The organism is Actinophytocola sp. (assembly GCF_036002505.1).
In the GTDB taxonomy this organism is placed as follows: Bacteria; Actinomycetota; Actinomycetes; order Mycobacteriales; family Pseudonocardiaceae; genus DASYTH01.
Genome location: NZ_DASYTH010000419.1, coordinates 16,903 through 42,246, shown reverse-complemented (window position 1 = coordinate 42,246; position 25,344 = coordinate 16,903). Strand labels below are relative to the sequence as shown.

Here is a 25,344-nt window from a genome sequence, read left to right as displayed (position 1 = left end):
GGTGCCTGGTGCAACCCCGATCGCCCCGAGGAGACTCCGTGATCAAGTACGTCGCGCTGTACCGCACCCCGGACGACCCGGCCGCGTTCGACTCGAAGTACTTCGAGTCGCACAAGCCACTCATCGACCAGGTGCCCGGCCTGGTCCGCCAGGAGATCGCCAAGGTGACGCGCACGTTCGTCCCCGGCTTCCTCGGTGAGAACACCCAGCCGTACCTGATCGCCGAGCTCTACTTCGAGTCCAAGGGCGCCATGAAGGCCGGCTTCGCCTCCCCCGAATGGCAGGCCGCCGGCGCGAACCTCACCGAGATCGGCGGAATGGAGCTCGTCGCCATGTTCTCCGCGGAGGTTGTTGAGTGACGGAGGTGCTGGTTCGGGAGAGCCGCGAGGAGGACGCCGAGGAGCTGTACCGCATCCGCCGGATCGCGTTCGGCGGGCCGCGGGAGCCGGATCCCAACCGTGGCGCGAACCCGTACTGGCCGGACGGTTATGAGGGCTGGTGGGGGCTGGTCGCCGAGCTCGACGGCCGGCCCGCCGGCTTCCTGCGGTCCCGGGACTACCGCCAGTTCTTCGGCGGTAAGGCGGTGCCGATGGGCGGCCTGGCCAGCGTCGCCGTCGACCCGTACGCCCGCGGTCGCGGCGTGGCCACCGCGCTGCTGGACCGCGCCCTGGTCGGGCTGCGCGACGCCGGTCAGTGCATTTCCGCGCTGTTCCCGTCGGTTCCGCCGCTCTACCGCGGCCGGGGCTGGGAGCAGACCGGCGTCTACGAGCTGATGATCCTGCCGCTGGACCTGCTCGCCCTGCTGCCCAAGCCGGTCACGCACCGGACGATCCGCCCGGCCACGCGGGAGGACCTGCCCGCGCTGCACCAGGCCTACCTCGCCTTCGCGTCCACTGTGGACGGAATGCTGGACCGCGCGACGAAGGCGGACAACCCGGAGGACGTCTTCGAGCTGGACATCGTGGACGTGGTGCCGGGCGTGGACGGCCTGCGCGGCTACCTCACCGCGGAGCGGCCCGAGGGCGAGCGCTTGATCGTCTACGACTTGATCGCCGACGACGCCGACACCGCCGGCAAGCTGCTCCGCCAGCTCGCCAGCTGGGCCGGCGTGCTGCACGACGTGTCGCTGCGGGTGGTCGACCCGGCCGTGCGCGACCTGTTCCTCGCCCAACCGGTGCTGCACGACGTGCGCAACCACCCGTGGATGCTCCGCGTGGTGGACCTGCCCGCCGCGGTCGCCGCGCGCGGCTGGCCGCTGACCGCGCACCTGCGCCCGCTCGCCGTGGACGTCGAGGTGGCCGACCCGCACGCCTCGTGGCAGGCCGGCCGGCACCGCATCGTGTTCGACGGCGACACGGTTTTCTGCGAGCCCGGCGGCACCGGCGCGGTCCGCCTGCACGCCCGCGCCCTCGGCCCCTGGTACGCCGGTTCCGCCGACACCGCCATGCTCCGCCGCGCCGGCCTGCTCGACGGGGACCCCAAGGCCGCCGCGCACCTGGACGCGCTGACCGGAGCGCCGCGACCGGTGCGGATGGCGAACTCGTTCTGAAGGGCGATGAAGGGGGCCTTTCTCACGCCCGGTGAGAGGAAGGCCCCCTTCATCGCACTCCGACCCTTCTCAGGCGCGTCTCAGCAGCACGGGGAACACTGACGGCATGCGGATTCTCGTAGTTGACGACGACCGCGCCGTGCGGGAGTCACTACGGCGCTCACTGCAGTTCAACGGGTACCAGGTGGACCTGGCGAGCGACGGGCAGCAGGCGCTGGACTCGGTGCAGTCCGCGCGACCGGACGCGATGGTGCTGGACGTGATGATGCCCCGCCTCGACGGGCTCGAGGTGTGCCGGCGGCTCCGCGGCACCGGTGACGACCTGCCGATCCTCGTGCTCACCGCGCGGGATCTGGTGTCCGACCGGGTGGCCGGGCTGGACGCCGGCGCCGACGACTACCTGCCCAAGCCGTTCGCTCTGGAAGAGCTACTGGCCCGGCTGCGCGCGCTGCTGCGCCGGGCGGTGGCCGACCGGGACGGCGACACGCGCACCGACCCGCCGCTGACCTTCGCCGACCTCACCATGGACCTGGGCACCCGCGAGGTGCGCCGCGGCGACCGTTCGATCAGCCTCACCCGCACCGAGTTCGCGCTGCTCGAACTGCTGCTCGCGCACCCCAAGCAGGTGCTCACCCGCGGCCGGATCCTGGAAGAGGTCTGGGGCTACGACTTCCCCACCTCGGGCAACGCGCTCGAGGTCTACGTCGGCTACCTGCGCCGCAAGACCGAGGCGGCCGGCGAGCCCCGCCTGATCCACACCGTGCGCGGGGTCGGGTACGTGCTCCGCGAGACGCCTCCGTGAGCGAGCTTGCGAGCGAACCATTCGACACTGCCCCGCCGCCGAGCCTGCGAGGCGGCGGGTTCGGCCATCACCGGGCTTGCGAGGTGATGGCGTGATCGATCTTCAGCGGCACCAGGCGGTTCCCCGGCGCCAGCGGATGTCGCTGCGGGCCCGGGTGGCGCTGCTGGCCGCGGTGTGCGTGGCGGCCGCGGTGGCGCTCGTCTCGATCGGCGCGTACCTCACCGTGTACCAGCGGCTGTACCAGCAGGTCGACGACACTCTGGTGGGCCGGGCGAGCAGCCTGGTGAACGACCCCACCGTGGTGGGCAGCCGGGGCGAGAAGATCCCCACGTACTTCTTCCGGCTGTCCGACATCCAGTTCGACATCATCAACGGCGACGGCGACTCGCTGCTGCCCGAGCCGGTGACCCGTCCGCCGATCGGCAACGACGAGCTCCAGGTGGCGGCCCGCCGGTCCACCCAGTCCATTCGCACCGATACGCGCACCGACTCCCGGGTCCTCGCGGTGCCCTACCGGATCGGGACCGCCTCGGGGTCCGGCGCCACCGCGGCGCTGGTGATCGCCCAGCCGTTGAAGCCCACCAAGGACACGCTCGCCAACCTGGCGATCGTGCTGATCGTGATCGGCGGCGCGGGCATCGTGCTCGCCGCCCTCGCCGGTACCGCGGTGGCCCGGGGGAGCCTGCGCCCGGTGCAGCGGCTCACCCAGGCGACCGAGCGGGTGGCCAGAACCGGTGACCTGCGGCCGATCCCGGTCAGCGGGGACGACGAGCTGGCCCGGCTCACGCTGAGCTTCAACGCGATGCTCGGCGCGGTGGCCGAGGCGCAGGAGCACCAGCGCCGCCTGGTCACCGACGCCGGGCACGAGCTGCGCACGCCGCTGACCTCCTTGCGTACCAACCTGGAGCTGCTGCTGGCCGCCGAGGCGCCGAACGCCCCGTCACTGTCCGAAAAGGACAAGAAGGAGATCAACGCCGACGTGCGCGCCCAGTTGGACGAGCTGACCCAGCTCATCGGCGACCTGGTCGAGCTGTCCCGCGAGGACGCCACGCAGATCGTCTGGGAGCCGGTGGACCTCGGCGACGTCGTGGAGCAGGCGCTGGACCGGGCCCGGCGCCGCGCCGCGGACCTGCACTTCGACGTGGTGGTGCAGCCGTGGCGGCTGATCGGCGACGCCGGGTCGCTGGAGCGGGCGGTACTCAACCTGCTGGACAACGCGATCAAGTTCAGCCCGCCGGCCGGCACGGTCCAGGTCCGGCTCGGGCCGACCGGCGACGGCTTCGCCGTGCTCCAGGTGGCCGACCAGGGCCCGGGGATCAAGGACGAGGACCTGCCTCGGGTGTTCGACCGGTTCTACCGCTCGTCGGAGGCCCGCACGCTGCCCGGCTCCGGCCTCGGCCTCGCCATCGTCAAGCAGGCGGCGCTCCGGCACGGCGGCGAGGTCCTTGCCGGCCATGCCCCCGAGGGCGGCGCGGTGTTCACGTTGCGCCTCCCCGGAGTGCCCGCCTAACGACTTGTCGCGGGAAGTTCCCACGACGGGTCCGACTTGTCACGGGTAGTTCCCGCGACAAGTCGGACATCGGCTCCGGAGAAGCCCACAAGATCCGCCGTTCGAGTGCGTAGTATTTTGTTGTGCTTGCACGGCAGCGTCAGGAACTGATTCTGGACGAGATCCGCCGCACCGGCGCCGTTCAGGTGAACGAGCTGGTCACCCGGCTGGGTGTCTCCGACATGACCATCCGGCGGGACCTGGACGTGCTCGCCAAGCGCGGCCTGGCGGAGAAGGTGTACGGCGGCGCCACGTCCGTGGTCGGGCGCAGCACCGAGGAGCCTGGCTTCGAGGCGAAGTCGGTGCGCGCGCTGCCGCAGAAGGAGGCGATCTGCGCCCGGGCCGCCGGGCTGATCCGCCCGGGCACCGCCATCGGCATCTCCGCCGGCACCACCACCTGGACGTTCGCCCGGTTCCTCGACGACGTGCCGGAGCTGACCGTGGTCACCAACTCGATCCGGGTGGCCGACGCGCTGCAGCGGGCCGGCCGCACCGACCGCACCGTGGTGCTCACCGGCGGCGTGCGCACCCCGTCCGACGCGCTGGTCGGCCCGGTCGCCGTGCAGACGCTCCGCTCGCTGCACCTGGACGTGGTGTTCCTCGGCGTGCACGGGATGGCCGACGGACCCGGCTTCACCACCCCGAACCTCAACGAGAGCGAGACCGACCGCGCGCTGGTCGAGGCCGGCCGCCGGCTCGTCGTGCTGGCCGACCACACCAAGTGGGGCATCGTCGGCATCTCCACGATCGCCAGCCTCGACGAGGCCCACGTGCTGGTCACCGACGACGGCCTCGCCGAGGACGTTCACGAGCTGCTGACCGACCGGGTCGGTGAGCTGATCCTCGCCAGCACCCCGGACGAGGCGGCGGTTTGATCGCCGCGCCCGGTGGTTATTCAGGACTCCACAGCATGATCTCAGGCAGTTCTTATTCCGAGGGCGCAAGGTAGACCTATGACCGAGCACAACCCGGACGGGCCCGCGCCCGAGTCGGACCCCTGGGCGGCGGCGAACCAGGGGCAGCCGGAAAACCGGGAACAGTCCAGTTCCTGGACCCCGGCCGATCCGCGCCACCCGGGCGCCCCGGAGCGCCACCCGGCCGACCCGAACCCGTGGTCGTCCGCAAGCCCGCCGGAGAACCCCGAACCGCGCCCCGCCGAGCCGAACCTGTGGGCGCCGGCGAACCCCCCGGAGAACCCCGAACCGCGCCCGGCGGACCCGAATCCGTGGTCGTCGGCGAGCCCCCGGGGCAACCCCGACCCGCGGCTGGCCGAGCCGGTGCTGTTCGGCACGGCGTTCGCCAGTGGGCAGGGGCAGCCGGGGACCACCTCCGGCTACACCTTGCCGCCGATTCCACCGCGGAACGTTCCTCCGGCCCCCGAGAAGGGACGCCGCGGGCTGGTGGCCGGGCTGGTCGTGCTCGCCCTGATCGTCGGTGGCGGTGCCGGTGCGGCCGGCGGCTACCTCGTCGCCGACAACCGGGCCGCGCCCAGCGGTCCGGTGACCAACGCGCTGGACCAGCCGCGGCCGGCCTCGAACACCACGGCGCCGGCGGCCACCGGCACGGTCGAGGGCGCGGCGGCCAAGGTGCTGCCGAGCGTCGTCGAGTTGCAGGTGCGGAGCAGGACCGCCGCAGGGGAGGGGTCCGGCTTCGTCATCAGCTCCGACGGCCTGATCGTGACGAACAACCACGTGATCGCCGAGGCGGTCGACGGCGGTCAGATCGTCGCGGTGTTCCAGGACGGCAAGACGGCCAGCGCCAGCGTCGTCGGCCGGGATCCCAACTCCGACGTCGCCGTGGTCAAGGCGCAGGGCGTCAGCGGCCTGCCGGTCGTCGACCTGGGCCGCTCCGACGATCTTCGGGTGGGCCAGGGCGTGGTGGCGATCGGCTCGCCGTTCGAGCTGACCGGCACGGTCACCTCCGGCATCGTCAGCGCGCTGCACCGGCCCACCCGGGCGGGCGGCGACCAGGGCGACCAGACCACCGTGATGGACGCCATCCAGACCGACGCCGCGATCAACCCCGGCAACTCCGGCGGCCCGCTGGTGGACCTGCAGGGCCGGGTGATCGGGATCAACTCGGCCATCTACAGCCCGCGCAGCGCCAACTCCGACGCCGGCTCGGTGGGCATCGGCTTCGCCATCCCGATCGACCAGGCGCGGCGCACCGCCGACGAGATCGCCAAGACCGGCAAGGCCACCCAGACCGTGCTCGGCGTCCAGGTCACCGACAACACCCCGGCCGGCTCCGGCGCCAAGATCCAGAGCGTCAACCCGGACGGACCGGCGGCCAAGGCCGGGCTGCAGCAGGGCGACGTGGTCACCCAGCTCGACGGCCGGCGCATCGACACCTCCGACGCCCTGGTCGCCGCGGTCCGCGCGCACAACCCCGGCGACACCGTGAAGCTGGTGCTCGGTTCCCGCACCGTCGACGTCACCCTCACCGGGCAGACCGTCGGCTGACACAGACGCTCGGCCGCAGGGCGCGGCCGAGACCAACCCCGGCTCGATGCCCCCGAGCCGGCCGAGAGCTCCATCGAGGGGCTCCGAAGCGGAGCCGCACGCGGGCGGATTCACCCCTCGCCCGCCCGCGTGTGGCTCTGTGCTTTCTCCGGCACACTGGTTCTGGTGAGGGCAAGGACCACCACCGAGAAGCTGTTCGACGTCGCCGTCACGGTGAAGGGCGTCGACGGCGCCGTCCAAGTGGTCGGCGCGCTGGTGCTGGCGGTCATCCCGCCGTCCGCGATCACCGGACTGGCCAACGCGGTGATCACCCGCGACCTCCTCGGCGATCACGAGGGCACGCTCGCCCGGCACCTCAGCAAGGCCGCACACGACTTCGCCGACGGCTCCACCCGCACGTTCGCGATCATCTACCTGCTGCTGCACGGCCTGATCAAGATCGCCCTGGTGATCGCCCTGCTGCGCAGGCTCATGCCCGCCTACCCCGTCGCCGCCGTCGTGCTCGCCGGCTTCGTCGTCTACGAGCTCTACCGGGCTGCCCGCACGGGTTCCCTCGCGCTCCCGATCTTCGCGGCCATCGACGTCGTGATCATCGTTCTGGTGCTGCGGGAGTACCGGCAGCTCAGACGGGAGCGGAACGGCTGACCAGCTCGGCGAACCAGCGTCCGGCCTGCTCCCGCACCCAGCGGGCGGCCATTCCGGCCTGAGCCGCCGCGTCCGGCAGGGCGTCCACGCCGAGCCAGGCCCAGTCGAACCAGGCGGAGCCGGCGACCCGGACGTGGGAGCGGTGCAGGCCGCGGCCCGGCGGATCCAGCTCCACCAAGGCACTTCCGTCGCGGTGGAGGAGTTCGGCCAGTCGCCGCAGGAGCCGGACCGGGTCGCCGCCGATCCCGATGTTTCCGTCGGCCAGCAGTACGTGACGCCAGCGGCCTTCGCCCGGCAGGCGGCCGAACACGTCCCGCCGCAGTGCCGGTGCGCCGCGGGCCAGGGTGAGCCGGACGGCGACGGGGGAGATGTCGACGCCCAGCGCAACGATCCCGCGGTCGACGAGGGCGACGGTGAGGCGGCCTGGTCCGCAGCCGACGTCCAGGGTCGGGCCGGTGCAGTGGGTCAGGAGCAGTTCGTCGCCGGGACCGGAGTCGGATCGCCAACGGTGAATGGGGAGGCTGATCCGTTCGCCGGTGGCCAGTTCCAGCCAGCAGCGGCGACCCAGGAGGCCCGGTTCGAAGGCGGTGGCGCGGTGCCTCAACCCGGTACCTCCGCGAGCATTTCGGCGGCGAACCGGCCCATTGGGGCCAGCGCGGCGACCTGGAACGCGTCGGCCACGGTGTCCACATCGGACAGTTGGGGAAGTTCGCTGACCGTGAGTCCGGCGCGCCGCAGGGCGTGGTTGGTGCGGGCACCGGTGTCCGGACGGGACATGGGAACCTCGCGCAGCACGGTGGCGTGGACCGGGGAACGGAGGCCGAGGGCCCACCAGCCGCCGTCGGTGGCCGGGCCGAGGACGGCGTCGGTGCCCGGAGTGTGCAGGGTGTCGATGGACTCGGCGAGAAGTTCCGGGTGCAGCTGCGGGGTGTCCATGCCGATCTGGAGCACCGGAAGTCCACTGTGGAGAGTGGCGATGTCGGCGTGGGCGTTGGCCAGGCGGGTGGCGAAGTCGTGGCCACGCTGAGGAATGACCGTGCAGTGGGCGAGCGCGGTGGCGAGCTCGGCAGCGCGTTCGGCTCGGGTGAGGTCGCCGGTGACGGCCACGACGGGGATCGTGTCCGGTGTGGTGAGCACGGCGTCCAGGGTGTCGAGGAGGGCGGCGGCGGCGAGCCGGGCGGCTTGGCGCGCACCGATTTCCGGACTCAGACGAGTCTTGGCGAAGCCGGCGACCGGAGCCTTCGCCACCACCAGGAGGCAGGTCACCGGAGCACGCCGGCCATGTCGCGGACGGCGCGGAAGGTGCCGCGGACCGAGCCGGACACCTTCGAGCGGGTGCCGGTTGCCCGCGGGCGGTAGGCGACGTCGACCTCGACCACCGGCCACTGCGCGTCGGCGGCCCTGATCAGCAGCTCGAGCGGGTAGCCGAAGGCGCGGTCGCGGACGCCGAGGCCGAGCAGGTCGGTGCGGCGGGCGGCGCGGATCGGTGCGATGTCCGTGACCGGGAGCCCGCGGCGGCGCAGAATCGTTGCCAGGACCCGGTTTCCGGCGCGCGCGTGCCAGGGCCAGGCGCCTCGCCCGGCCGGGATTCGGCGGCCGACGGCGAGCCGGGCGTGGCCGTCGCCGACCAGCCGGACCAGGGTCGGCAGCTCACCCGGGTCGAGCGAGCCGTCCGCGTCCAGGAAGCAGACGATCTCCGCGGTAGCGTGCTCGAGCCCGGTGTGCACGGCGGCCCCGTAGCCGCGCCGCGGCTCGTGCACGACCGTCGCGCCGTGCTCGGCGGCCACCTCCGGGGAACCGTCGGACGAGCCGTTGTCGACCACGATCGCCCGGTACCCGGTGGGAATGGCGGCGAGCACCCCCGGCAGCGCGGCCGCCTCGTCCAAACAGGGCAGCACCACGTCCACGAGATCCATACACCCAAGTTAATTCCACGGTGGACGGCGGCAGAACCCTTGCCACGCTTACTAAAAGGTAACGGCTGGCCCACTTGTTACGGAGTGCTGACGAAAGTTCCCGCCGTGCCGGCGTGACAGCCCTGACAGGGCTAGGGTTCCGGGGTGTCGATGCTCTCCACCCGGCCGGCCGCGCGGCGTCAACGAGGGGTCCGCGCGGACCTGGTCGCCGGCGGTGCGGCCCTCGGGCTGGTCGGCCTGGCCACGGCGATCGGGTTCGCCTTTCAGGTCCGGTTGCATGGCGACCCCCGCTTTCCCGGCGCCCCCACCACGTTCGGCGAGTGGCCGGTGCTCGGCGAGTGGCTGCCGCATCTTGGGCCGGGAACGCCGCTGGCCGTGCTGATCGCGGTGGCCGCGGTCGCCTGGGGTCCGCCCCTGGCCGAGCGGCTGCCCTGGCGCCGCGCCCTCGCCGCCGGCTACCTCCTCGCCGTGCTGTGGACCCTGTCCCTGGCCCTGGTCGACGGCTGGTCGCACGGCGTCGCCACCCGCCTCACCACCGACGACGAGTACGTCTCCCAGGTCCCCGGTATCACCGACATCCCGACCATGCTCCGCACTTTCACCGACCGGATCCTCGACGGCCAGCCCGACTCCTGGATCACCCACGTCGCCGGCCACCCGCCCGGCGCCACCCTGATCTTCGTCTGGTTGGACCGCATCGGCCTCGGCGGCGGCACCCCGGCCGCCCTCCTCTGTGTCCTCATCTCCGCCGCCACCGCAGCAGCCGTCCCGGTCACCATCTCCGCCCTCGGCCGCCGCGATCTTGCCCGCGCCGCCCTCCCGTTCGTCGCCCTCCTCCCCGGCGCCGTCTGGATGGGCGTCTCCGCCGACGCCCTCTTCGCCGGCGTCACCGCCACCGGCATCGCCCTCCTCGCCCTCGGGGGATCCCGCGAGTCCCCGGCTCAGTCTCGCGAGTCCCCGGCTCAGGACCGCGAGTTCGCAGTTCGGAATCGGGAACTCAGGCGCTGGAACCGGGGACTCGCGTGCTGGAACCGGGGACTCGCCGGATCCCCCGGGGTGCGCGCGGCGTTGTGCCTGGGAGCGGGTGTGTTGCTCGGCTTCGGGATCTTCCTGTCGTACGGACTCGTGCTGATGAGCCCCATCGCGCTCGCCGTCATCTGGGCCACCCGCAACTGGCGTGCCCTGGTGCTCGGGGTCCTCGGCGCGCTGGCCGTGGTCGCCGCGTTCGCCCTCGCCGGGTTCTGGTGGCTGGACGGCTACCACCTCGTCGTCGAGCGCTACCACCAGAGCATCGCCGAGTTCCGCCCGTATGCGTACTGGGTCTGGGCCGACCTCGCCTGCCTCGTGCTCGCAACCGGCCCGGCCGCGGCCGCCGGTTTGCGCCGCGCCGCGCCCCATTTCCACAACGGGCTCCCCGGCCGCCCGCCCGCCGAACCGGTGGTCATGCTCGTCCGCGCGGCCGCGCTGGCCGTGCTCACCGCCGCCCTGTCCGGCCTGTCCAAAGCCGAGGTGGAGCGGATCTGGCTACCGTTCGCGGTATGGCTGGTGGCCGGCGCGGCGCTGCTGCCCGCGTCCACCCGGCGCGGCTGGCTCGCCGCGGGCGCGGCCGTCGCCCTGCTGGTGAACCACTTGCTGCTGACGAACTGGTGATGCGATGACCCGGGTGCTCGTGGTCGACGACGATTTGACCGTGCGTGACGTGGTGCGCCGCTACCTCGAGCGCGGCGGGCACGAGGTGGCCCTGGCCGGCAACGGTGAGGACGCGCTGCGCTGGATCGCCGAGCACGACCCGGACCTGGTGGTGCTGGACCTCATGCTGCCCGGCATCGACGGCCTCGAGGTGTGCCGCCGGCTCCGCGAGCGCAGCACCGTCCCGGTGATCATGCTGACCGCGCTGGGTGAGGAGGAGAACCGGATCGCCGGGCTCGAGCTCGGCGCGGACGACTACGTCACCAAGCCGTTCAGCCCGCGCGAGCTGGCCCTGCGGGTGTCCTCGGTGCTGCGCCGCGCGCGGGCCGCCCCGCCGCGTTCCGAGCCGCACGAGCTGGTCGACGGCGACCTCACGCTGGATCTGGCCGCGCACAAGGCGATCCGGCGTGGCCTCCCGCTGGCCCTGACCACCCGCGAGTTCGACCTGCTGGTGTTCCTGATGTCCCACCCCGGCGAGGCGTTCAACCGCGAGCAACTGCTGGAACGGGTCTGGGGCTGGGACTTCGGCGACCAGTCCACTGTGACCGTCCATGTGCGACGGTTGCGCGAAAAGATCGAGAACACCCCCGCCAAGCCGGTCCGGATCGTGACGGTGTGGGGAGTTGGGTACCGGTATGACCAGACTGGCTGACATGCTCACCGAGGCCGGGCACATTCTGCCGGTCGTCCTTGCCATCACCGTCCCGGTCACCATGTTCGGCGCCGGGCTGCTTTACCTGCTGCGTAAGGGATCCTTGGCCAGCAGCCTGACCCTGCTGGTGCTCATCCCGTTGGCCGCCAACGTTGCCGGCGTGCTCGGGGTCAGCGGGTTCATGTTCACCGACACGCTGGCGAAGACCCTGCTGGTGTGCGGCCTCAGCGCGTTGGTCACCGTGCCGGTGGCGGTGCTGCTCGGCCGGTCCATCGCCCGGCGCAGCATCTGGGAGCGCGAGGCCCGGGAGCGGGAGCGCGCCGCGGAGGCGTCCCGCCGCGAGCTGGTCGCCTGGATCAGCCACGACCTGCGCACCCCGCTGGCCGGGATCCAGGCGATGACCGAGGCGCTCGCCGACGGGGTGGTCGCGGAGCCGCGCGACGTCGCCGGCTACGCCAACCAGATCGGAGCCGAGACGCGGCGGCTGGCCGGCATGGTGGACGACCTGTTCGAGCTGTCCCGGATCACCGCGGGCGCGCTGCGGCTGACCATGTCCGCGGTGGCGCTGCAGGACGTCGTCGCCGACGCGCTGCTCGCCCAGGGCCCGGTGGCGCGGCGCAAGCGGGTCACCGTGCGGACCGAGGCGCGGACCTGGCCGGTGGTCATCGGCAGCGACCCGGAGCTGGCCCGGATCGTGCGGAACCTGGTGTCCAACGCGATCCGGCACACCCCGCCGGACGGCACCGTGGCCGTGCAGGTCGGGGTGGACGGCGGCGAGGCCGTGCTCGCCGTGGAGGACTGCTGCGGCGGCATCCCCGAGCACGAACTGGCCCGGGTGTTCGACGTCGCCTACCGCGGCACCTCGGCCCGCACCCCGTCCGCCGGCCGCGACGAACCGGCGGGCGCCGGCCTGGGCCTCGCCATCGCGAAGGGCCTCGTCGAAGCACACCGCGGCCGCATCGACGCGCACAACCACGGCCCCGGCTGCCGCTTCGAGGTCCGGCTCCCGCTCGCCACGGTCTGACGGGAAAGCAACGTCACGTTGCTTTCCTCAGCCCAGCCCCGCGGGCTCCCGTAGCGGGTCGCCGGCGAAGGCCGCGACGCCGTTGGCGAACGGCACCCGGGCCTGGAATCCCAGCAGGCTCCGGGCGTTGGACGGGTCCGCGACCACGTGCCGCACGTCACCCGGCCGGGTGCCGCCGACGATCCGGGGCGCCGGGCCGTCGCAGGCGGTGGCCAGCGCGACGGCCAGTTCGTGCACGGTGTGCGGCTCGCCCGAGCAGATGTTCACCGGCAGCAGCACGCCCGCCACCCCATCGGTCTCCAGCGCGAGCAGGTTGGCCCGGGCCACGTCGGACACGTGCACGAAGTCCCGGCGCTGCCGCCCGTCCTCGAGCACCGTCGGCGCCTCGCCGCGCCGCAACGCCGAGCGGAACAGCGACGCCACCCCGGCGTAGGGCGTGTCCCGCGGCATCCGTGGGCCGTAGACGTTGTGGTAGCGCAATGCCCACACCTCGCCGCCGGTCTGCCGCGCCCACGCCGAGGCCAGGAACTCCTGGGCGGCCTTGGTCGCCGCGTAGGTGCTGCGCGGATCCAGCGGCGCGTCCTCGGGCACCAGCCCGGGCGTGAGCTCGGCGCCGCACCGGGTGCAGCGCGGCTCGAACCGCCCGGCTGCGAGGTCCTCGGCCAGCCGCGGCCCGGGGCGCACCGCACCGTCGGCCGCGCACACGTAGCGGCCCTCGCCGTAGACCACCATCGACGAGGCCAGCACCAGCCGACCGACACCCGCCGCGTGCATCGCCGCGAGCAGCACCGCGGTGCCGAAGTCGTTGTGCCGCACGTATTCCGGCGCGTCCGACGGGGTCAGGCCGTGGCCCACCATGGCCGCCTGGTGGCACACCGCGTCCACCCCGCGCAGGGCCGTGGCGAGCAGCCGCGCGTCACCGACGTCACCGATCGTCAGCTCGTGCCTTGCGCTCCAGTCCGGCGTGCCGCTCGGGCCGTGGGCCTGGGGGAGCAGGTTGTCCAGCAGGACCGGTTCGTGCCCGCGCTCGGCGAGGGCGTCGGCGATGTGGGAGCCGATGAACCCGGCCCCACCGGTGATCAACACGCGCATGCTTTCGACGCTAGGGCACCCCTGCCGGCCGCGCCGAGCGGCGGCGTCGGGATGTCACCGAACCGTCAGATCGGGTGTTTTCGGAGGCCCGCTACGGTTGCACCATGGAACGCAGCGCGCAGCGGCTCGGCCGGGCCCTGATCGTGATCGTGGATGACAAGGTGGCGCACGGGGAGCACGAGGACACCGTGGGCTCGCTGGTCGTCGAGCTGCTCGAGGAGGCCGGCTTCATCGTTGACGGTGTGGTTCCGGTCGCCGGGGAGACGGTGGACATCCGCAACGCTCTGAACACGGCCGTCATCGGCGGTGCGGACCTCGTGGTCACCGTCGGCGGCACCGGGGTCTCGCCGCGGGACGTCACGCCGGACGCCACGCAGGGTGTGCTGGACCGCCCGATCCCTGGGATCGCCGAGGCCCTCCGCTCGTCGGGCCTGGCCGCCGGTGCGGTCGACGCCGGCATCTCCCGCGGTCTGGTCGGCGTGTCCGGCAGCACGCTCGTGGTGAACCTGGCCGGCTCCCGCGCCGCCGTCCGCGACGGCATGGCCACACTCTCCTCGCTGGTGCCCTACGTCATCGGCGAGCTGTCCGGTTTGGACGGAAACTGAACGGCGACCGGGAACGCCGCCGCGATCTCGACGAGATCTTCGGCGACGTCCTGCCGGACACCACGAAGGACGAACGCGACCCCGAGCCACCCGCGCCTGAACCCGACGACTGGTACGAACACAACCGCCCGCCGCACCACGACCGGTAACCTCGCGAGTCCCCGTTTCGGGCCCACGAGTTCCCAGTTCGCGCAGCCGAGTTCGCAGTTCTGGATTGCGAACTCAGCTGCTGGAAGTGGGGACTCGCGTTCAGCGCAGCGTAACCGTGACCGGCTGGCCAAGTGAGATGGACGCGACCCGGGTCGCCGTGTCGGGTGACATGGCGATGACCACCAGCCGGCCGGCACCGCCGGGCGCCCGGTCCGCCGCCCGAACCGTCACCACGATCGCGTTCGCGGCCAGCAGCGCGCCGCCGGTGCCGTGCGGATCGGCGGCCACCACGTCGACCCGGGTGCCGGGGGACAAGAGATCCGCCACGGCGGCGTCGGCCAGCCGGACCGGCACCGCGACGGCGTCCCGCCGGCCGGTGGTCAGCCGGGTGTTCTCCGGCCCGACCAGCCGGGCGCCGGTGATCGGCTCACCCGCGGTGGCGGCGCCGGCGAGCACCCGTCCGGACACCTCCTCGGCCGAGGCCAGCGCGGCCGCCGGCCGGACCTCGTCCGGCAGGGCGACGACGCGGACATCGGCCGGCGTCAGCATGGCGCCGGGCGCCAGGTCGTGCGCCGCGACCAGCACCGGCCGGGTCGGCGTGGCCCGGGACTCGTTGGGGCGTAAGGCAAGCGCGGCGGCCAGCAGCACCAGCGCGGCGGCGGTCAGCCGGCGCGGCGACACCGTACGGGGCCAGCCGCGGTTGCCGAGGAGTTGACGGAACCGGTCCCGGGGGAGGGGCGTGAGGAGGTCGGACACGGGCTCGACGCTAGCCGCGCGATGCCGTGCCGAAGGGCGTCCGGCGGGAAGCTGTGGACAACCGCCCCGCTTGTGGACTACTCCGCGTTCAGGAGGCCTTGGCGGTGGGGGTGGTCGTGCTCGTGGTGGATGATGTCGAGCTCGACTTCTCGGAGCTCGCCGGCTTGCTCTCGGTGCCGCTCTTCTCGCCGGAGCCGGAGCCATTGTCCCCGGAGCCCTTCTCCGCCGCCGACGACTTGGCCCGGCTGTCGGTGCGGTAGAACCCGCTGCCCTTGAACACCACGCCTACCGAGCCGTACAGCTTGCGCAGCCGCCCGGAGCACTCCGGGCACTCGGTCAGCGACGGGTCGGTGAACTTCTGGACCTCTTCGAAGCGATGATCACAGGCCGTACAGGCGTACTGGTAGGTCGGCACGGTCGGTCTCCATCTCCACGGTCTGGCACTCTCCTCGACAGAGTGCCAACCTGATGATAGCTCAGGCCGCTAGAACCGGATCAGACCGCGATTGGGCGTGATCGCCGCGCTCATCGGCACGTCGTGCTGCTCGCGCGGCAGCTCGTCGAACACCTCCTGGTCACGCACCACGGCCACCAGCGGGGTGCCCGGCGCGGTCAGCGGCAGCGACTGGTCGTAGTGCCCGGCGCCCCGCCCGAGCCGAGTCCCGCTCCGGTCCACCGCGAGCGCCGGCACCAGCACCAGGTCGGCGATCCGCAAGGCCGACGTGGACAGCCGCTCCCCGATCGGCTCCAGCAACCCGTACGGGCCCGGCCGTAACGAGTCCGGCCCGGCGTACCAGGCCCAGTCCAGCGGCCCCCGCCCGGCCACGATCGGCAGCAGCACCCGCACCCCGAAGTCGGCGATGTCGTCGAGCATCTGCGCCGAGCCCGGCTCCGAGCCCACCGGCACGTACCCGCACAGCGTCTGCCCGGGCCGCACCACCCGTCCGCTGGTCAACTGGGCCGCGAGCGCCAGCGCGTCGGTGAACCGCACCCTGGCCGGTACGGCGCGGCGCGCGGCCCGAAGCTCTCTGCGCCAGCGCGCTTTGCTCCACGCGCCGGGCGTATCGACATCGCTGCCTAGCAGGGCCACGCAATGAGGTTAGAGTCGCTGTCCATGGCCCCTCCGTTCACCACCGCCATCGTGCCGGCCGCCGGGCTGGGTACCCGTTTCCTGCCGGCCACAAAAGCGGTGCCCAAGGAGCTGTTCCCGGTGGTGGACACGCCCGGAATCGAGCTGGTGGCGGCGGAGGCCGCGGCCGCGGGCGCCCGCCGGCTCATCATCGTCACGTCGCCCGGAAAGGACGCGGTCGCCGAATACTTCCGCCCGCAACCCGAGCTCGAGGAGACGCTCGAGCGCCGCGGGAAAACCGAGCTGCTCGACCGCGTGCGCCGCGCTCCCGCCCTGCTCGCCGTGGAGACTGCGATCCAGGAGGAGGCGCTGGGCCTCGGGCACGCCGTCGGCTGCGCGGAGCCGAATCTGAACGGCGACGAGACGGCCGTGGCCGTACTGCTGCCGGACGACCTGGTGCTGCCCACCGGGGTGCTGGAGACGATGGGACGGGTGCGGGCCGAGCGGGGCGGCACCGTGCTCTGCGCGTTCGACGTGCCGCGGGCCGAGATCGCCGCCTACGGGGTGTTCGACGTCGAGGACACCGACGACCCGGACGTCAAGCGGGTCCACGGGATGGTGGAGAAGCCGGCGCCGGACGAAGCGCCGTCAACGCTCGCCGCGGCCGGTAGATACCTGCTCGACCGGGCCGTGTTCGGGGCGCTGAAACGGATCACCCAGGGCGCCGGGGGCGAGCTGCAGCTGACCGACGCGATCGCGCTGCTGATCTCCGAGGGGCACCCGGTGCACGTGGTGGTGCACCGCGGCGAGCGTCACGACCTGGGTAATCCCGGCGGTTTCCTGCGTGCCGCCGTGGACTTTGCGCTCTCGCACCCCGAGTATGGGCCCGACCTGCGCCGATGGCTGCGCGAACGGGTACAGGACGGGTAACGGGGATGAGGTCAGTCGACGAGCAGCTCGGCCGGGCGCTGGCCGCCGCGGTCCGGCCGGCCCCGGTGCGCGTGGCGATCGCCGACGCGCAGGGCATGCTGTGCGCCGAGGACGTGGTGGCGGAGCGGGCGCTGCCGGGGTTCGACCAGGCCGCGGTGGACGGGTACGCGGTGCGCAGTGTCGACGTGCAGCAGGCCGGCGCCGAGCCGGTGAAGCTGCCGGTGGTCGGGGAGATCGCGGCCGGCTCCCGCCAGCCCCGCCGGCTGCAGCCCGGGCAGGCGGTGAAGGTGGTCACCGGCGCGCCGCTGCCGACGCTGGCCGACGCCGTGGTCCCGGTCGGCTACACCGACGGGCACCAGGCGCGGGTCACCGTGGTGCACCCGGTGCCGTCCGCCGCGTTCGTCCGGCGCACCGGGGAGGACGTGCAGACCGGGGACGTTGCCGTGCGCCGCGGCTCGCCGATCGGCCCGGCCCAGGTGGGGCTGCTGGCCGCGGTCGGCCGGTCCAAGGTGCTGATCTACCCGCGGCCCCGGGTGTCGGTGATCTCGGTCGGCGACGAACTGATCGACATCGACCGCACGCCGGGCCAGGGCCAGGTCTACGACGTCAACTCCTACGCACTGTCCGCCGCCGCGCGGGACGCCGGCGCCGAGGTCAACCGGGTCGGCATCGTGCCGGCGGACGCCCGCAAGCTCCGCGAGGTGGTGGAGAGCCGGCTGCTGCTCTCCGAGATCGTGGTGATCGCCGGCGGGGTCGGCGGCGAGCTGTCCGCGGAGATCGCCGCCGTGCTCGGCGAGCTGGGCGACGTGGACACCACCCGGGTGGCCATGCATCCCGGCTCGGTGCAGGGCTTCGGCCGGCTCGGCCCGGACGCCGTGCCGACTTTCCTGCTGCCGAGCAACCCGATGAGCGCGCTGATCGTGTTCGAGGTGATGGTCCGCCCACTGATCCGAGCCGCGCAGGGCAAGCGCAACCCGCACCGGCGGGTGATCTCCGCGCGGCTGCTCTCGCCGGTGACGTCCACCAAGTCCCGCAAGGGTTTCCTGCGTGCGCAGCTGCTGCGCGACGACACCAACGGGGAGTACCTGGTGCAGCCTCTTGGGACGTCCGGCTCGCACCTGCTCGCGTCGCTGGCCGAGGCCAACTGCCTGATCCTCGTCGACGAGGAGACCACCGAGGTGGCGGTGGGCGAGGAGGTGCTGGTGAGCTTCCTGGCCCAGCGTGGCTGAGCGGCGCGTCATGGTCCCCCCGGTTCCGGTCGCCGCAGGCGGTCGCCATCCCGGCTGGCCCGCGCGGCTCGGCCGGTTACGGGTGGCCGCCGGGGTGGTGGAGCTGCGCAAGCCGCGGCTGACCGACGCCGCGGTGTGGAGCCGCACCCGGCTGGCCGACCGGCGGCACCTGGAGAGCTGGGAGCCGACCGCGCCCGGCACGTGGGAGGAGCGCAACAGCGCGCTGTCCTGGCCCGGACAATGGTCGACGTTGCGCGCGCTGGCCCGGCGCGGGATGTCGCTGCCGTTCGTTATCACCGTGGACGGCCGGTTCGCCGGCCAGATAACGGTCGGCAATGTGGTGCGTGGTTCGTTGTGCTCGGCGTGGGTGGGTTACTGGGTGGCCAGCGGAACCACTTCCGGCGGCGTCGCCACCGCCGCGGTCGCGCTCGTCGTCGACCATTGCTTCACCCTGGGCGGCCTGCACCGCCTGGAGGCCACCGTTCGCCCGGAGAACCTGCCCAGCCTGCGTGTTCTGGAGAAGCTCGGTTTCCGCCAGGAAGGCGTGTTCCAGCGCTATCTCGACGTCGACGGCGCCTGGCGGGACCATCTCTGTTTCGCTTTGACCACAGAGGACGTTCCGAATGGTCTGGTATCCCGGCTGCTAACCGCCGGCCGCGCCCATATCGACTAGTTGCCGATTCGGCGCGCCTCCACCGCGCGTGTGACTGTTGTGACTAACGTGGCGCGCGTAAATGATCGTGTCCGAGGGGGAGGTGACGAGGCATGCCGAGCTCGCTGATCATTGTCGCGCTCGTCGTGGCCTGGCTCGTCGTCCTCGTCCCGATGATCGTGCGCAAACGCCAGGAGATCGCCAGAACCGCGGACTCGGCCCTGGCCGCCCGGGTGGTGCGCAGCGCCGAGGAGGTCGAGGAGCCACCGATGCGCGACGACGACCAGGTCGACGACCCCGCCCCCGAGCCGCACCCATATCGCGACGAGGTGGATCCCGTCGAGCACGACCCGCACCTGTACGGCGAGGACGCGGACCCCGAGGCCGGCGAGCCCGGGCCCACCTACCGTGGCGGCTTCGATCCGGAAACCGGTGACCCCGTCCCCCACTACGACCCGCCGCCGCGCACCTATTACCAGCCCGACCCCCCACCCCGCCCCTACCGCCCCGGCCGCGGCGGCTTCGACCCCGAGGCCGCCGCCATCATCGCCCGCGCCAAGTACGCCTACCGCCAGCGCGTCGTCCTCGCCCTCCTCGTCGCCGCCATCGTCCTGGCCATCCTCGCCGCCATCGTCTTCCCCCTGCTCTGGTACCCCCACGGCGCGGTCGACATCGCCCTGATCAGCTACCTCGCCTACCTCCGCCGCCAGGTCCGCATCGAGCAGGAGATCCGCGAACGCCGCCTCGCCCGCCTCCGCAGCGCCGCCCGCATCCAGGCCCACCAACGCGCCCTCCCCGTCGCCGAGCCCACCCCTGAGCCGGCCGCCCCACCCCGCCCCGCCGCCCCACCCCCACCCCCCGTCCCCAACGCCACCCCCCTCGACTTCGACGACGAAGACCCCGCCTTCGCCGACCTCGACCACCCCGCCAACCTCCCCTACCGCCGCGCCGCCGGCGAGTAGCCTGCTAAGCTTCCCCAGTCTTCGGGGCTGTAGCGCAGTTGGTAGCGCGCCTCGTTCGCATCGAGGAGGTCAGGGGTTCGATTCCCCTCAGCTCCACGCCGGGGGCATGCGCTCGCGGAATGCGCTCGCCACGGCGTTTCGCTGGTGTTTTCTGGGGGCGAAGCCCCCAGGGCCCCACCCGGCGGGGCTTCGCCCCCCGGACCCCCTTGAGTGGGTTTCTGGTTGTAATGGGTCTCAACGTCGCCCAGGCCGCCAGGTGTAGCTCTGCGGCTGTCCTCAGGTTGGGGTGCCGGGTAGGTGGCAGCAGATGAAGCCGGAGACTTCGGTTGCTATCCAGTCCTTGTTGGCCAGGACGGCGACGATGTGGCCGGAGTTGGGCCAGAAGGAGAGATCGCCGCTCATGCCTGGTCCTCCGCCGTTGTGGCCGAAGGTCGTGATTTGTCCGCAGATGGGGTTGCTGACGGCTTCGATCACGGCGCCGAGCAGGATGAAGCCGTAGTGGCTGTACTCGTAGCGGGTGCCGGGTTCGAAGCGTGGCTCCCGCTCGCCGAACAGTGCGAGGTAGTCGGCGATCGTGCGGAGCTGCTCGCGGCGTTCGTAGTATTCCGGGAGGATGTCTCCGGTGCCGCCGCTGTGGGTCAGCAGGTGATGAATGCTGATCTTGGTGGCCACGTCCCGGTTTGGGTGGTCGGGCAGGTAACTGCCGACCGGCGCGGCCGGGTTCACCTGGCCGGCTTGGATCAGCTGGCCGATCGCCACGCCGGTGAACATCTTGGTCATCGAGCCGTTGCGGAATCGCGCGGACAGCATGTTGGGTATCCCGCGTTCACGGTCGGCCAGGCCATACGCGCCCAGTGAAGATCCGCTCCTGCCCCTGGGCGATCAGTATGGCACCGGCGAACCGCCCGGCAGCTGACTCTTCCTCGGCTATCGCCTGCACAAAGGGCGCTAAATCAGAGACCATGCGGGGAAGAATAGGGTGTGAATTGATCGATAAAATCCTTCCGCAGGCCGATGTGGCGTGGCTGCTGACCGGGGTAGAGTAAGGGCACACACTCTCGAGCACTCCTTGCTCGCCCGGACCCCACTGGGTTTCCGCGAACCCGTGCGCATGGCGAACGACTGGCCGGTTGGGCTGACCGGAGTGGCCGCAGACGCACGTTGAACGAGAGCACGCACGGGAGCGGCCCCTGGCGGTGGATGTCAGGTCTGGTTTGTGGTCGGAGGAGTCAGGTTGGCCGGCGGTCGGCCGTGCAGGCGAAGTCGGCGTCGCACCCGTGTCCGAAAGCTTTCGCGGCATCGTCTGGCCGGGTTGAAGTGTTACGGTCCCTCACCGCCCTCCGTCTCCTGGGCGACGATGAAGCCCACTCTCGGTTTGATTGCATCATGGTTGGACTCATTGTTTCGGTAGTCCACCACTCGAGAGGTCTACGTTTAGTCCTCACTGGATTGGGTGAGGCGTAACTAGGCGTCGAGATTTGGATCCATTGTTGTGATGGCGAGGCTTATCAGAGCGACTGATGCGGTCTGACCGTTCGTCGCGGTTCGGCAGCCGTCTACCCTGCCCAGCCGGAGTAACTCGTTAGAGATCACCCTTTAGATGGTGGCGCCGTGGCCCAATGGCATGGATAGATAGATGCGGCAAGGCGAAACGGGCGAGTTCATGTGTCCTTATCGTCCTGCCTTGAACGCGGAACGCGACCCCCATCGCTTACCCGGCTCAAGGGGTCGCGCCCACGTTCACTCCGTCCGAACTGGTTGCTTAACACGTCAGATAAGGAGTGAACCCCTTGAGTCTATGTCAAGTGGACAATGAGACACTAGGGCATGGCTTCCCCCGGTCGGGGGAGCCCCGGGGAACCTGTTGTCAAACCTGCAGGTCAAGCCACGAGGCGGGCGCGTCACTCGATCGGGTGAAATTGGATCCTTCACCCGATGGCGAAGTAGTCGTCCAACCGGTCGAGCTGCCACAGCCTGGCGGCCTTCATCGTTGGCCTCGGCACCTTCAGCACCAGCGTCACCGGGCTCTTCGTTGCCTGTTCTGCCTGCTGCGCTGGGTCCTCGCGACGTGGGCGCGGACGGCGAGGGCGGTGGCTCTCGTGGTGACGGTGTTCTTGCTTCTGGCCCTCGCGATCTGGTTGCTCGGGATCTACGGGGCGGCGATCGCGGCCGCGGTCGTGGTGGTGCTGCAGTCATGGCCGCGCCGGCGCCCCCGGGCGAGATTCTGTTAGCGCCGGAGAACGGTCAACAAGGTAGGTAAACCCAGAGGCAGGCGGACCCTGTGAATTGCACCTGATATGCACAGGGTCCGTACTCCGGACTTGTTCGACTCGGAGGAGTCGAGACTCATGACGGCCGCACGCTTCAGAACCGCGCGTCTTCGCCCGGTGATCTTGGGTGAGGTAGGCGCGGAGGAGGGCGATGCCGATGCGGGGGAGGTCGGCGGGGCGGCGGTAGAGCAGGTGGAGGGTTTCGCGGCGGGGGTGGAACTTGGCCTTGTAGGCGTGCAGGGAGCGGAAGTTGTAGCAGGGTTCGAGGGCGGCGCCGAGGAGGTCGAGGAGGCGTTGGGTTGGGCTGACCCGCCCGGTGCCGGCTGAGCGGGCCAGGGGCGCGCCGGACAGGGAGACGACGGTGGCGCCTTCGGCTTGGAACACGAGGCAGGCGGAGGCGATCAGGAAGTCGATCACCGGGCGGAAGCCGTTGGGGCGGCGGCGCATGAGATCGAGGGTCCAGCCGCGAGGGTGGCCGGACCGGTCCAGGATGGGGAGCCAGGAGGTGACGCCGTGGACGGTGCCGGCGGCGTCGACGGCGATCCCGACGCGGACCCGGGGGTCCATGGCCTCATCCACGCCGCCGAGCGTGAAATGCAGCTCCGGCATGCGTTTGCAGCGCAGCCAGGTGGCTGAGATGTCGCGGACCTGGGCGATGACCGCGGGCGGGGCGTCGGCGAGGGTGATCAGGCGGAACTCGATGCCCTCCTTGGCGGCGCGGTTGCGGGCGGTGCGGACGTCCTGCCACGGCTTGCCGCGGAACTCCAGGCCGGCGAGGTCGAGCAGGGTGTCCTCGGCCACCTGGACGTGCCGCCAGTGCAGCGGCGCCGCGGAGTCCACAGTGGATGATCCGACCGAGAAGCCGCACGGGATCAGGCCGGAGCGGTCGCAGAACGCGGCGAACTCGGTCATGGCGCGGGCCCGCCAGGCGGGGGAGCCGACCGGGTCGCCGACCGTGATGGCCACGCCGGCGTGGCGGCGGTAGGCGAGGTAGCCGTCCGCCGCGAGCAGGTAGCGGGTGCCCGGCCAGGTGGTCATCCAGGACAGCGTGCCGCCGCCGTGCCGGGCGAGCAGTGCGTGCGCACGGTCGACGGCAGCGCCCGGCGCGGGTTCCGGACGGGCGCCGAGCCGGAGAAAGGGGGGTGTGGGGGCTGAGCCTCCTCGGGGGTCTCGGCGCCTGCCCCCAGAAAGGAACGTGCGGCCCAGCGGCAGGCCGGCCAGCACGGCGATCAGGTGCTCGACGTCGGCGAGCTGGCCGAGCAGCAGGAGCGCGGCGACGCAGTAGACGAGCAGGGCGAGCCGGCTGAGCAACCGCCACGGGCGGGGCAGCGTGATCGTGGCGATCGCCGCGGCGGCCATGGCGCCGGCCGAGATGCCGACGTCGACGGCATGGGCCCAGGGGGTTCCTGGGACGAGCGCGACCAGGAGCGCGGTGCCGAGCACGCCGGCCAGGTGGCCGTAAAGACAGGCCAGCACGGCGCGGTAGGTGCCGAGTCGCACCTCGGCGAACCCGGCCAGCACTGCGAAGCTGCCCAGCACGGCGACGTAGCAGAGTGGGGTCACGGCGAAGAAGGCGCCGGTGCTGAGTGTCCACAAGCGACCGTCGGTGAACGCCGGGAGGCCGTAGGCCACGTCCGCGCCCCACGGCAGGTCGGCGACCCGGGTGAACATCGCGCCGGTGATCAGTCCGATGAGCGTCAGCAGGGTGATCATGCCGGCGGTGAACGGGATGCGGCGTACGGACATGAACCGAGACTGCTGCGCGGGCTTCGGGATCTCACTGGCGGCAGCACCCGGGTTCAGGGTGGGGACAGCCCTATGTTGACATCGGGCGTTGTCCATGACACGTTTCGTCGAGGAACGTTGTCAGAAGGGAGCGGGCAGATGCGCCTGACTGAGGAGGAAGCCCGCGCCCTGACATTGGGACCGGATTCGGTGTCCTGGCGCTACACCAGCGATCTGCGGCTGTTCCTCGGCGCGCTGTCCGCGTTGCTGTTGCAGGTGGCGCACCCCACCGTGGGGTCCGGCGTGCGTGATCACTCGAACTTCCAGGCCGAGCCGTGGGCGCGGTTGTTCCGGACGATCGACTGGGTCAACCTGACGGTCTACGGCGGGCCGGACGCGGTCGAGGTCGGCGAGCGGTTGCGGGAGATGCACCGGCGGATCAAGGGAACGAACCCGGACGGGAGCCGGTACCACGCGCTGGAGCCGGGCGCCTACGCCTGGGTGCACGCGACGCTGGTGTACTCGATCGTGAGCTCGCAGGGATTGTTCGGCTCGGGGATGAGCCGGTCCGAAGTGGACCGGCTGTATCAGGAATGGCTCGGGGTAGGGCGGTTACTGGGGATCCGGGACGGTGACCTGCCGTCCACTTGGGACGGCCTGTTGGCGTACGTCGACGAGGTGGTCGCCACGCGGCTGGAGCACACCCCGACCGTGGACACGGTGCTGCGGGCCTCGGCGCGCCCGGCGCGGCCGGACTCGATGCCGCCGTGGAGCGAGCCGGTCTGGCGGATCCTCCGGGTGCCGATGGCGCATGTGTTGATGCTGACCGGAGTCGGCACGCTGCCGCCGGCCCTGCGGCAACGGCTGGGTCTGCGGTGGACCCGCCGGCAGGCCTGGCAGCTGCGGATGATCGCGGCGGCGTCCCGGGCACTGACCCCGGTGCTGCCGGAGTCATGGCGGATCAACGGTCCGGCGTACCTGCGGGCCCGGCGGCACGCGATCGCCCGGGACGAGTTCGCGCCGGCGAGGTACCGGAACGCTCGTACGTCAACGTGATGAACCGCTCCATGGCCGCGTCGACGCCGGCGCGGTCGCCGGTGGCGAGCAGGTCGAGGAGCAGGCCGCGGGTGACGGCGAGGCCGAGGCGGGCGGTGGACTCGGCTTCGTCACGCGAAAAGCCGTGCCGCACGCCGAGCTCGACGAGCGGCACGAGCCAGTCGGTGACGATGCCGTCGAGCAGCGCCGTCGTGCCCCGGCGGCCCTGCAGCGCCTGGCCGTAGACCTCGAAGAACAGCCGTTCGTGCGGCCAGAGCGCGGGATCGGTCAGGCGGCGCCAGAACGCGCGGCCCAGGTCGGCCGGCGTCGCGCCCGGCGCCAGTTCGAGTTGGGCCAGGGCGTCGCGCTGGCGTTGCTCCACCGCCCGGATCAGCGCGACGAGCAGGCCCTCCTTCGAGCCGAAGTGGTAGATCAGCATGCGGTGGCTGGTGCCGATGGCCGCGGCGAGCCCGCGCAGGCTGAGGTCGGCGAGGCCGTGAGCCGCGACGTGGTCGATGGCCGCGGACAGCAGCCGTTCCCTGGGATCTGTCATCGTGAACCGAATGGTACATGTACCATGT

The 25,344-nt window shown here is 71.8% G+C and carries 26 protein-coding genes and 1 tRNA gene; 17 read left to right on the top strand and 10 right to left on the bottom strand.

What is annotated here, in order from left to right; translation table 11 throughout:
• The first annotated feature begins 38 nt into the window (after positions 1-38).
• The 7 genes from VGR06_RS37030 (at position 39) to VGR06_RS37000 (ending at position 7,007) form a co-directional block, all read left to right on the top strand.
• Positions 39-359 carry an EthD family reductase gene (locus tag VGR06_RS37030; protein ID WP_327563877.1) on the top strand — a complete coding sequence of 107 codons (321 nt, stop codon included), beginning with the start codon at positions 39-41 and terminating at the stop codon, positions 357-359.
• Positions 356-1,549 (top strand): GNAT family N-acetyltransferase, encoded by a 1,194-nt coding sequence (locus VGR06_RS37025; RefSeq protein ID WP_327563876.1) that lies wholly within the window; start codon positions 356-358, stop codon positions 1,547-1,549. The genes VGR06_RS37030 and VGR06_RS37025 overlap by 4 nt, the downstream gene beginning before the upstream one ends.
• Before the next feature lie 106 nt (positions 1,550-1,655).
• Positions 1,656-2,351, top strand: coding sequence for a response regulator transcription factor (locus VGR06_RS37020; protein ID WP_327563875.1), 696 nt, complete (start codon positions 1,656-1,658; stop codon positions 2,349-2,351).
• A 136-nt stretch (positions 2,352-2,487) separates the two neighbouring features.
• Positions 2,488-3,861 carry a HAMP domain-containing sensor histidine kinase gene (locus VGR06_RS37015; protein ID WP_327563916.1) on the top strand — a complete coding sequence of 458 codons (1,374 nt, stop codon included), beginning with the start codon at positions 2,488-2,490 and terminating at the stop codon, positions 3,859-3,861.
• A 122-nt stretch (positions 3,862-3,983) separates the two neighbouring features.
• The gene (locus VGR06_RS37010) at positions 3,984-4,775 is read left to right on the top strand and encodes a DeoR/GlpR family DNA-binding transcription regulator (RefSeq protein ID WP_327563874.1); all 792 of its coding nucleotides are present in this window, start codon (positions 3,984-3,986) and stop codon (positions 4,773-4,775) included.
• Positions 4,776-4,853: 78 nt separating this feature from the next.
• Complete coding sequence (locus VGR06_RS37005) at positions 4,854-6,362, top strand: S1C family serine protease (RefSeq protein WP_327563873.1); 1,509 nt, start codon at positions 4,854-4,856, stop codon at positions 6,360-6,362.
• Positions 6,363-6,524: 162 nt separating this feature from the next.
• The gene (locus tag VGR06_RS37000; RefSeq protein ID WP_327563915.1) at positions 6,525-7,007 is read left to right on the top strand and encodes a DUF2127 domain-containing protein; all 483 of its coding nucleotides are present in this window, start codon (positions 6,525-6,527) and stop codon (positions 7,005-7,007) included.
• Here VGR06_RS37000 and VGR06_RS36995 read toward each other — a convergent pair.
• The 3 genes from VGR06_RS36995 to VGR06_RS36985 are packed head-to-tail and all read right to left on the bottom strand — an operon-like array spanning position 6,985 to position 8,923.
• A complete protein-coding gene (locus tag VGR06_RS36995; protein WP_327563872.1) occupies positions 6,985-7,611 on the bottom strand; it encodes a class I SAM-dependent methyltransferase in 627 nt (208 codons plus the stop codon). The genes VGR06_RS37000 and VGR06_RS36995 overlap by 23 nt on opposite strands.
• On the bottom strand, positions 7,608-8,273 hold the full coding sequence (locus VGR06_RS36990; RefSeq protein WP_327563871.1) for a TIGR04282 family arsenosugar biosynthesis glycosyltransferase: 666 nt from the start codon (positions 8,271-8,273) through the stop codon (positions 7,608-7,610). The genes VGR06_RS36995 and VGR06_RS36990 overlap by 4 nt, the downstream gene beginning before the upstream one ends.
• On the bottom strand, positions 8,270-8,923 hold the full coding sequence (locus VGR06_RS36985; RefSeq protein ID WP_327563870.1) for a glycosyltransferase family 2 protein: 654 nt from the start codon (positions 8,921-8,923) through the stop codon (positions 8,270-8,272). The genes VGR06_RS36990 and VGR06_RS36985 overlap by 4 nt, the downstream gene beginning before the upstream one ends.
• 150 nt (positions 8,924-9,073) lie before the next feature.
• Here VGR06_RS36985 and VGR06_RS36980 point away from each other — a divergent pair, with 150 nt between their 5' ends.
• The 3 genes from VGR06_RS36980 to VGR06_RS36970 are packed head-to-tail and all read left to right on the top strand — an operon-like array spanning position 9,074 to position 12,288.
• Complete coding sequence (locus VGR06_RS36980) at positions 9,074-10,573, top strand: hypothetical protein (protein WP_327563914.1); 1,500 nt, start codon at positions 9,074-9,076, stop codon at positions 10,571-10,573.
• A gap of 4 nt (positions 10,574-10,577) precedes the next feature.
• Positions 10,578-11,264, top strand: a complete 687-nt coding sequence (locus VGR06_RS36975; protein WP_327563869.1) for a response regulator transcription factor — start codon at positions 10,578-10,580, stop codon at positions 11,262-11,264.
• The gene (locus VGR06_RS36970; protein WP_327563868.1) at positions 11,248-12,288 is read left to right on the top strand and encodes a HAMP domain-containing sensor histidine kinase; all 1,041 of its coding nucleotides are present in this window, start codon (positions 11,248-11,250) and stop codon (positions 12,286-12,288) included. Before VGR06_RS36975 ends, VGR06_RS36970 begins: the two co-directional genes overlap by 17 nt.
• A 27-nt stretch (positions 12,289-12,315) precedes the next feature.
• On the opposite strand, the gene VGR06_RS36965 is transcribed toward VGR06_RS36970, so the two are convergent.
• Positions 12,316-13,380: an NAD-dependent epimerase/dehydratase family protein gene (locus VGR06_RS36965; RefSeq protein ID WP_327563867.1), complete on the bottom strand. Its 1,065-nt coding sequence runs from the start codon at positions 13,378-13,380 to the stop codon at positions 12,316-12,318.
• A gap of 104 nt (positions 13,381-13,484) precedes the next feature.
• Here VGR06_RS36965 and VGR06_RS36960 point away from each other — a divergent pair, with 104 nt between their 5' ends.
• Positions 13,485-13,985: a MogA/MoaB family molybdenum cofactor biosynthesis protein gene (locus tag VGR06_RS36960; protein WP_327563866.1), complete on the top strand. Its 501-nt coding sequence runs from the start codon at positions 13,485-13,487 to the stop codon at positions 13,983-13,985.
• 249 nt (positions 13,986-14,234) lie between these two features.
• On the opposite strand, the gene VGR06_RS36955 is transcribed toward VGR06_RS36960, so the two are convergent.
• The 3 genes from VGR06_RS36955 to VGR06_RS36945 all read right to left on the bottom strand — a co-directional run bounded on the left by VGR06_RS36955 (position 14,235) and on the right by VGR06_RS36945 (position 15,981).
• Positions 14,235-14,891, bottom strand: coding sequence for an SAF domain-containing protein (locus VGR06_RS36955; protein ID WP_327563865.1), 657 nt, complete (start codon positions 14,889-14,891; stop codon positions 14,235-14,237).
• 88 nt (positions 14,892-14,979) lie between these two features.
• Positions 14,980-15,306 carry an FmdB family zinc ribbon protein gene (locus tag VGR06_RS36950; RefSeq protein WP_327563864.1) on the bottom strand — a complete coding sequence of 109 codons (327 nt, stop codon included), beginning with the start codon at positions 15,304-15,306 and terminating at the stop codon, positions 14,980-14,982.
• Positions 15,307-15,375: 69 nt separating this feature from the next.
• Positions 15,376-15,981, bottom strand: a complete 606-nt coding sequence (locus tag VGR06_RS36945) for a 5-formyltetrahydrofolate cyclo-ligase (protein ID WP_327563863.1) — start codon at positions 15,979-15,981, stop codon at positions 15,376-15,378.
• Between the two features lie 24 nt (positions 15,982-16,005).
• On the opposite strand from VGR06_RS36945, the gene VGR06_RS36940 reads away from it, so the two are divergent.
• The 5 genes from VGR06_RS36940 to VGR06_RS36920 all read left to right on the top strand — a co-directional run bounded on the left by VGR06_RS36940 (position 16,006) and on the right by VGR06_RS36920 (position 19,829).
• Positions 16,006-16,890, top strand: a complete 885-nt coding sequence (locus VGR06_RS36940) for a UTP--glucose-1-phosphate uridylyltransferase (RefSeq protein ID WP_327563862.1) — start codon at positions 16,006-16,008, stop codon at positions 16,888-16,890.
• A gap of 5 nt (positions 16,891-16,895) precedes the next feature.
• Complete coding sequence (gene glp, locus VGR06_RS36935) at positions 16,896-18,119, top strand: gephyrin-like molybdotransferase Glp (RefSeq protein WP_327563861.1); 1,224 nt, start codon at positions 16,896-16,898, stop codon at positions 18,117-18,119.
• 10 nt (positions 18,120-18,129) lie between these two features.
• A complete protein-coding gene (locus VGR06_RS36930; RefSeq protein ID WP_327563913.1) occupies positions 18,130-18,792 on the top strand; it encodes a GNAT family protein in 663 nt (220 codons plus the stop codon).
• A 92-nt stretch (positions 18,793-18,884) separates the two neighbouring features.
• Positions 18,885-19,733 (top strand): gephyrin-like molybdotransferase receptor GlpR, encoded by an 849-nt coding sequence (glpR, locus tag VGR06_RS36925; RefSeq protein ID WP_327563860.1) that lies wholly within the window; start codon positions 18,885-18,887, stop codon positions 19,731-19,733.
• A gap of 23 nt (positions 19,734-19,756) precedes the next feature.
• Positions 19,757-19,829 (top strand) — tRNA-Ala (locus tag VGR06_RS36920).
• 180 nt (positions 19,830-20,009) lie between these two features.
• Here the strand turns inward: VGR06_RS36920 and VGR06_RS36915 are convergent.
• The gene (locus tag VGR06_RS36915; protein WP_327563912.1) at positions 20,010-20,573 is read right to left on the bottom strand and encodes a serine hydrolase domain-containing protein; all 564 of its coding nucleotides are present in this window, start codon (positions 20,571-20,573) and stop codon (positions 20,010-20,012) included.
• Positions 20,574-21,925: 1,352 nt separating this feature from the next.
• The gene (locus VGR06_RS36910) at positions 21,926-23,749 is read right to left on the bottom strand and encodes a DUF2156 domain-containing protein (protein ID WP_327563859.1); all 1,824 of its coding nucleotides are present in this window, start codon (positions 23,747-23,749) and stop codon (positions 21,926-21,928) included.
• A 138-nt stretch (positions 23,750-23,887) separates the two neighbouring features.
• On the opposite strand from VGR06_RS36910, the gene VGR06_RS36905 reads away from it, so the two are divergent.
• On the top strand, positions 23,888-24,784 hold the full coding sequence (locus VGR06_RS36905) for an oxygenase MpaB family protein (protein WP_327563858.1): 897 nt from the start codon (positions 23,888-23,890) through the stop codon (positions 24,782-24,784).
• Here VGR06_RS36905 and VGR06_RS36900 read toward each other — a convergent pair.
• Positions 24,690-25,316 carry a TetR/AcrR family transcriptional regulator gene (locus tag VGR06_RS36900; RefSeq protein WP_327563857.1) on the bottom strand — a complete coding sequence of 209 codons (627 nt, stop codon included), beginning with the start codon at positions 25,314-25,316 and terminating at the stop codon, positions 24,690-24,692. The genes VGR06_RS36905 and VGR06_RS36900 overlap by 95 nt on opposite strands.
• Positions 25,317-25,344: the final 28 nt, after the last annotated feature.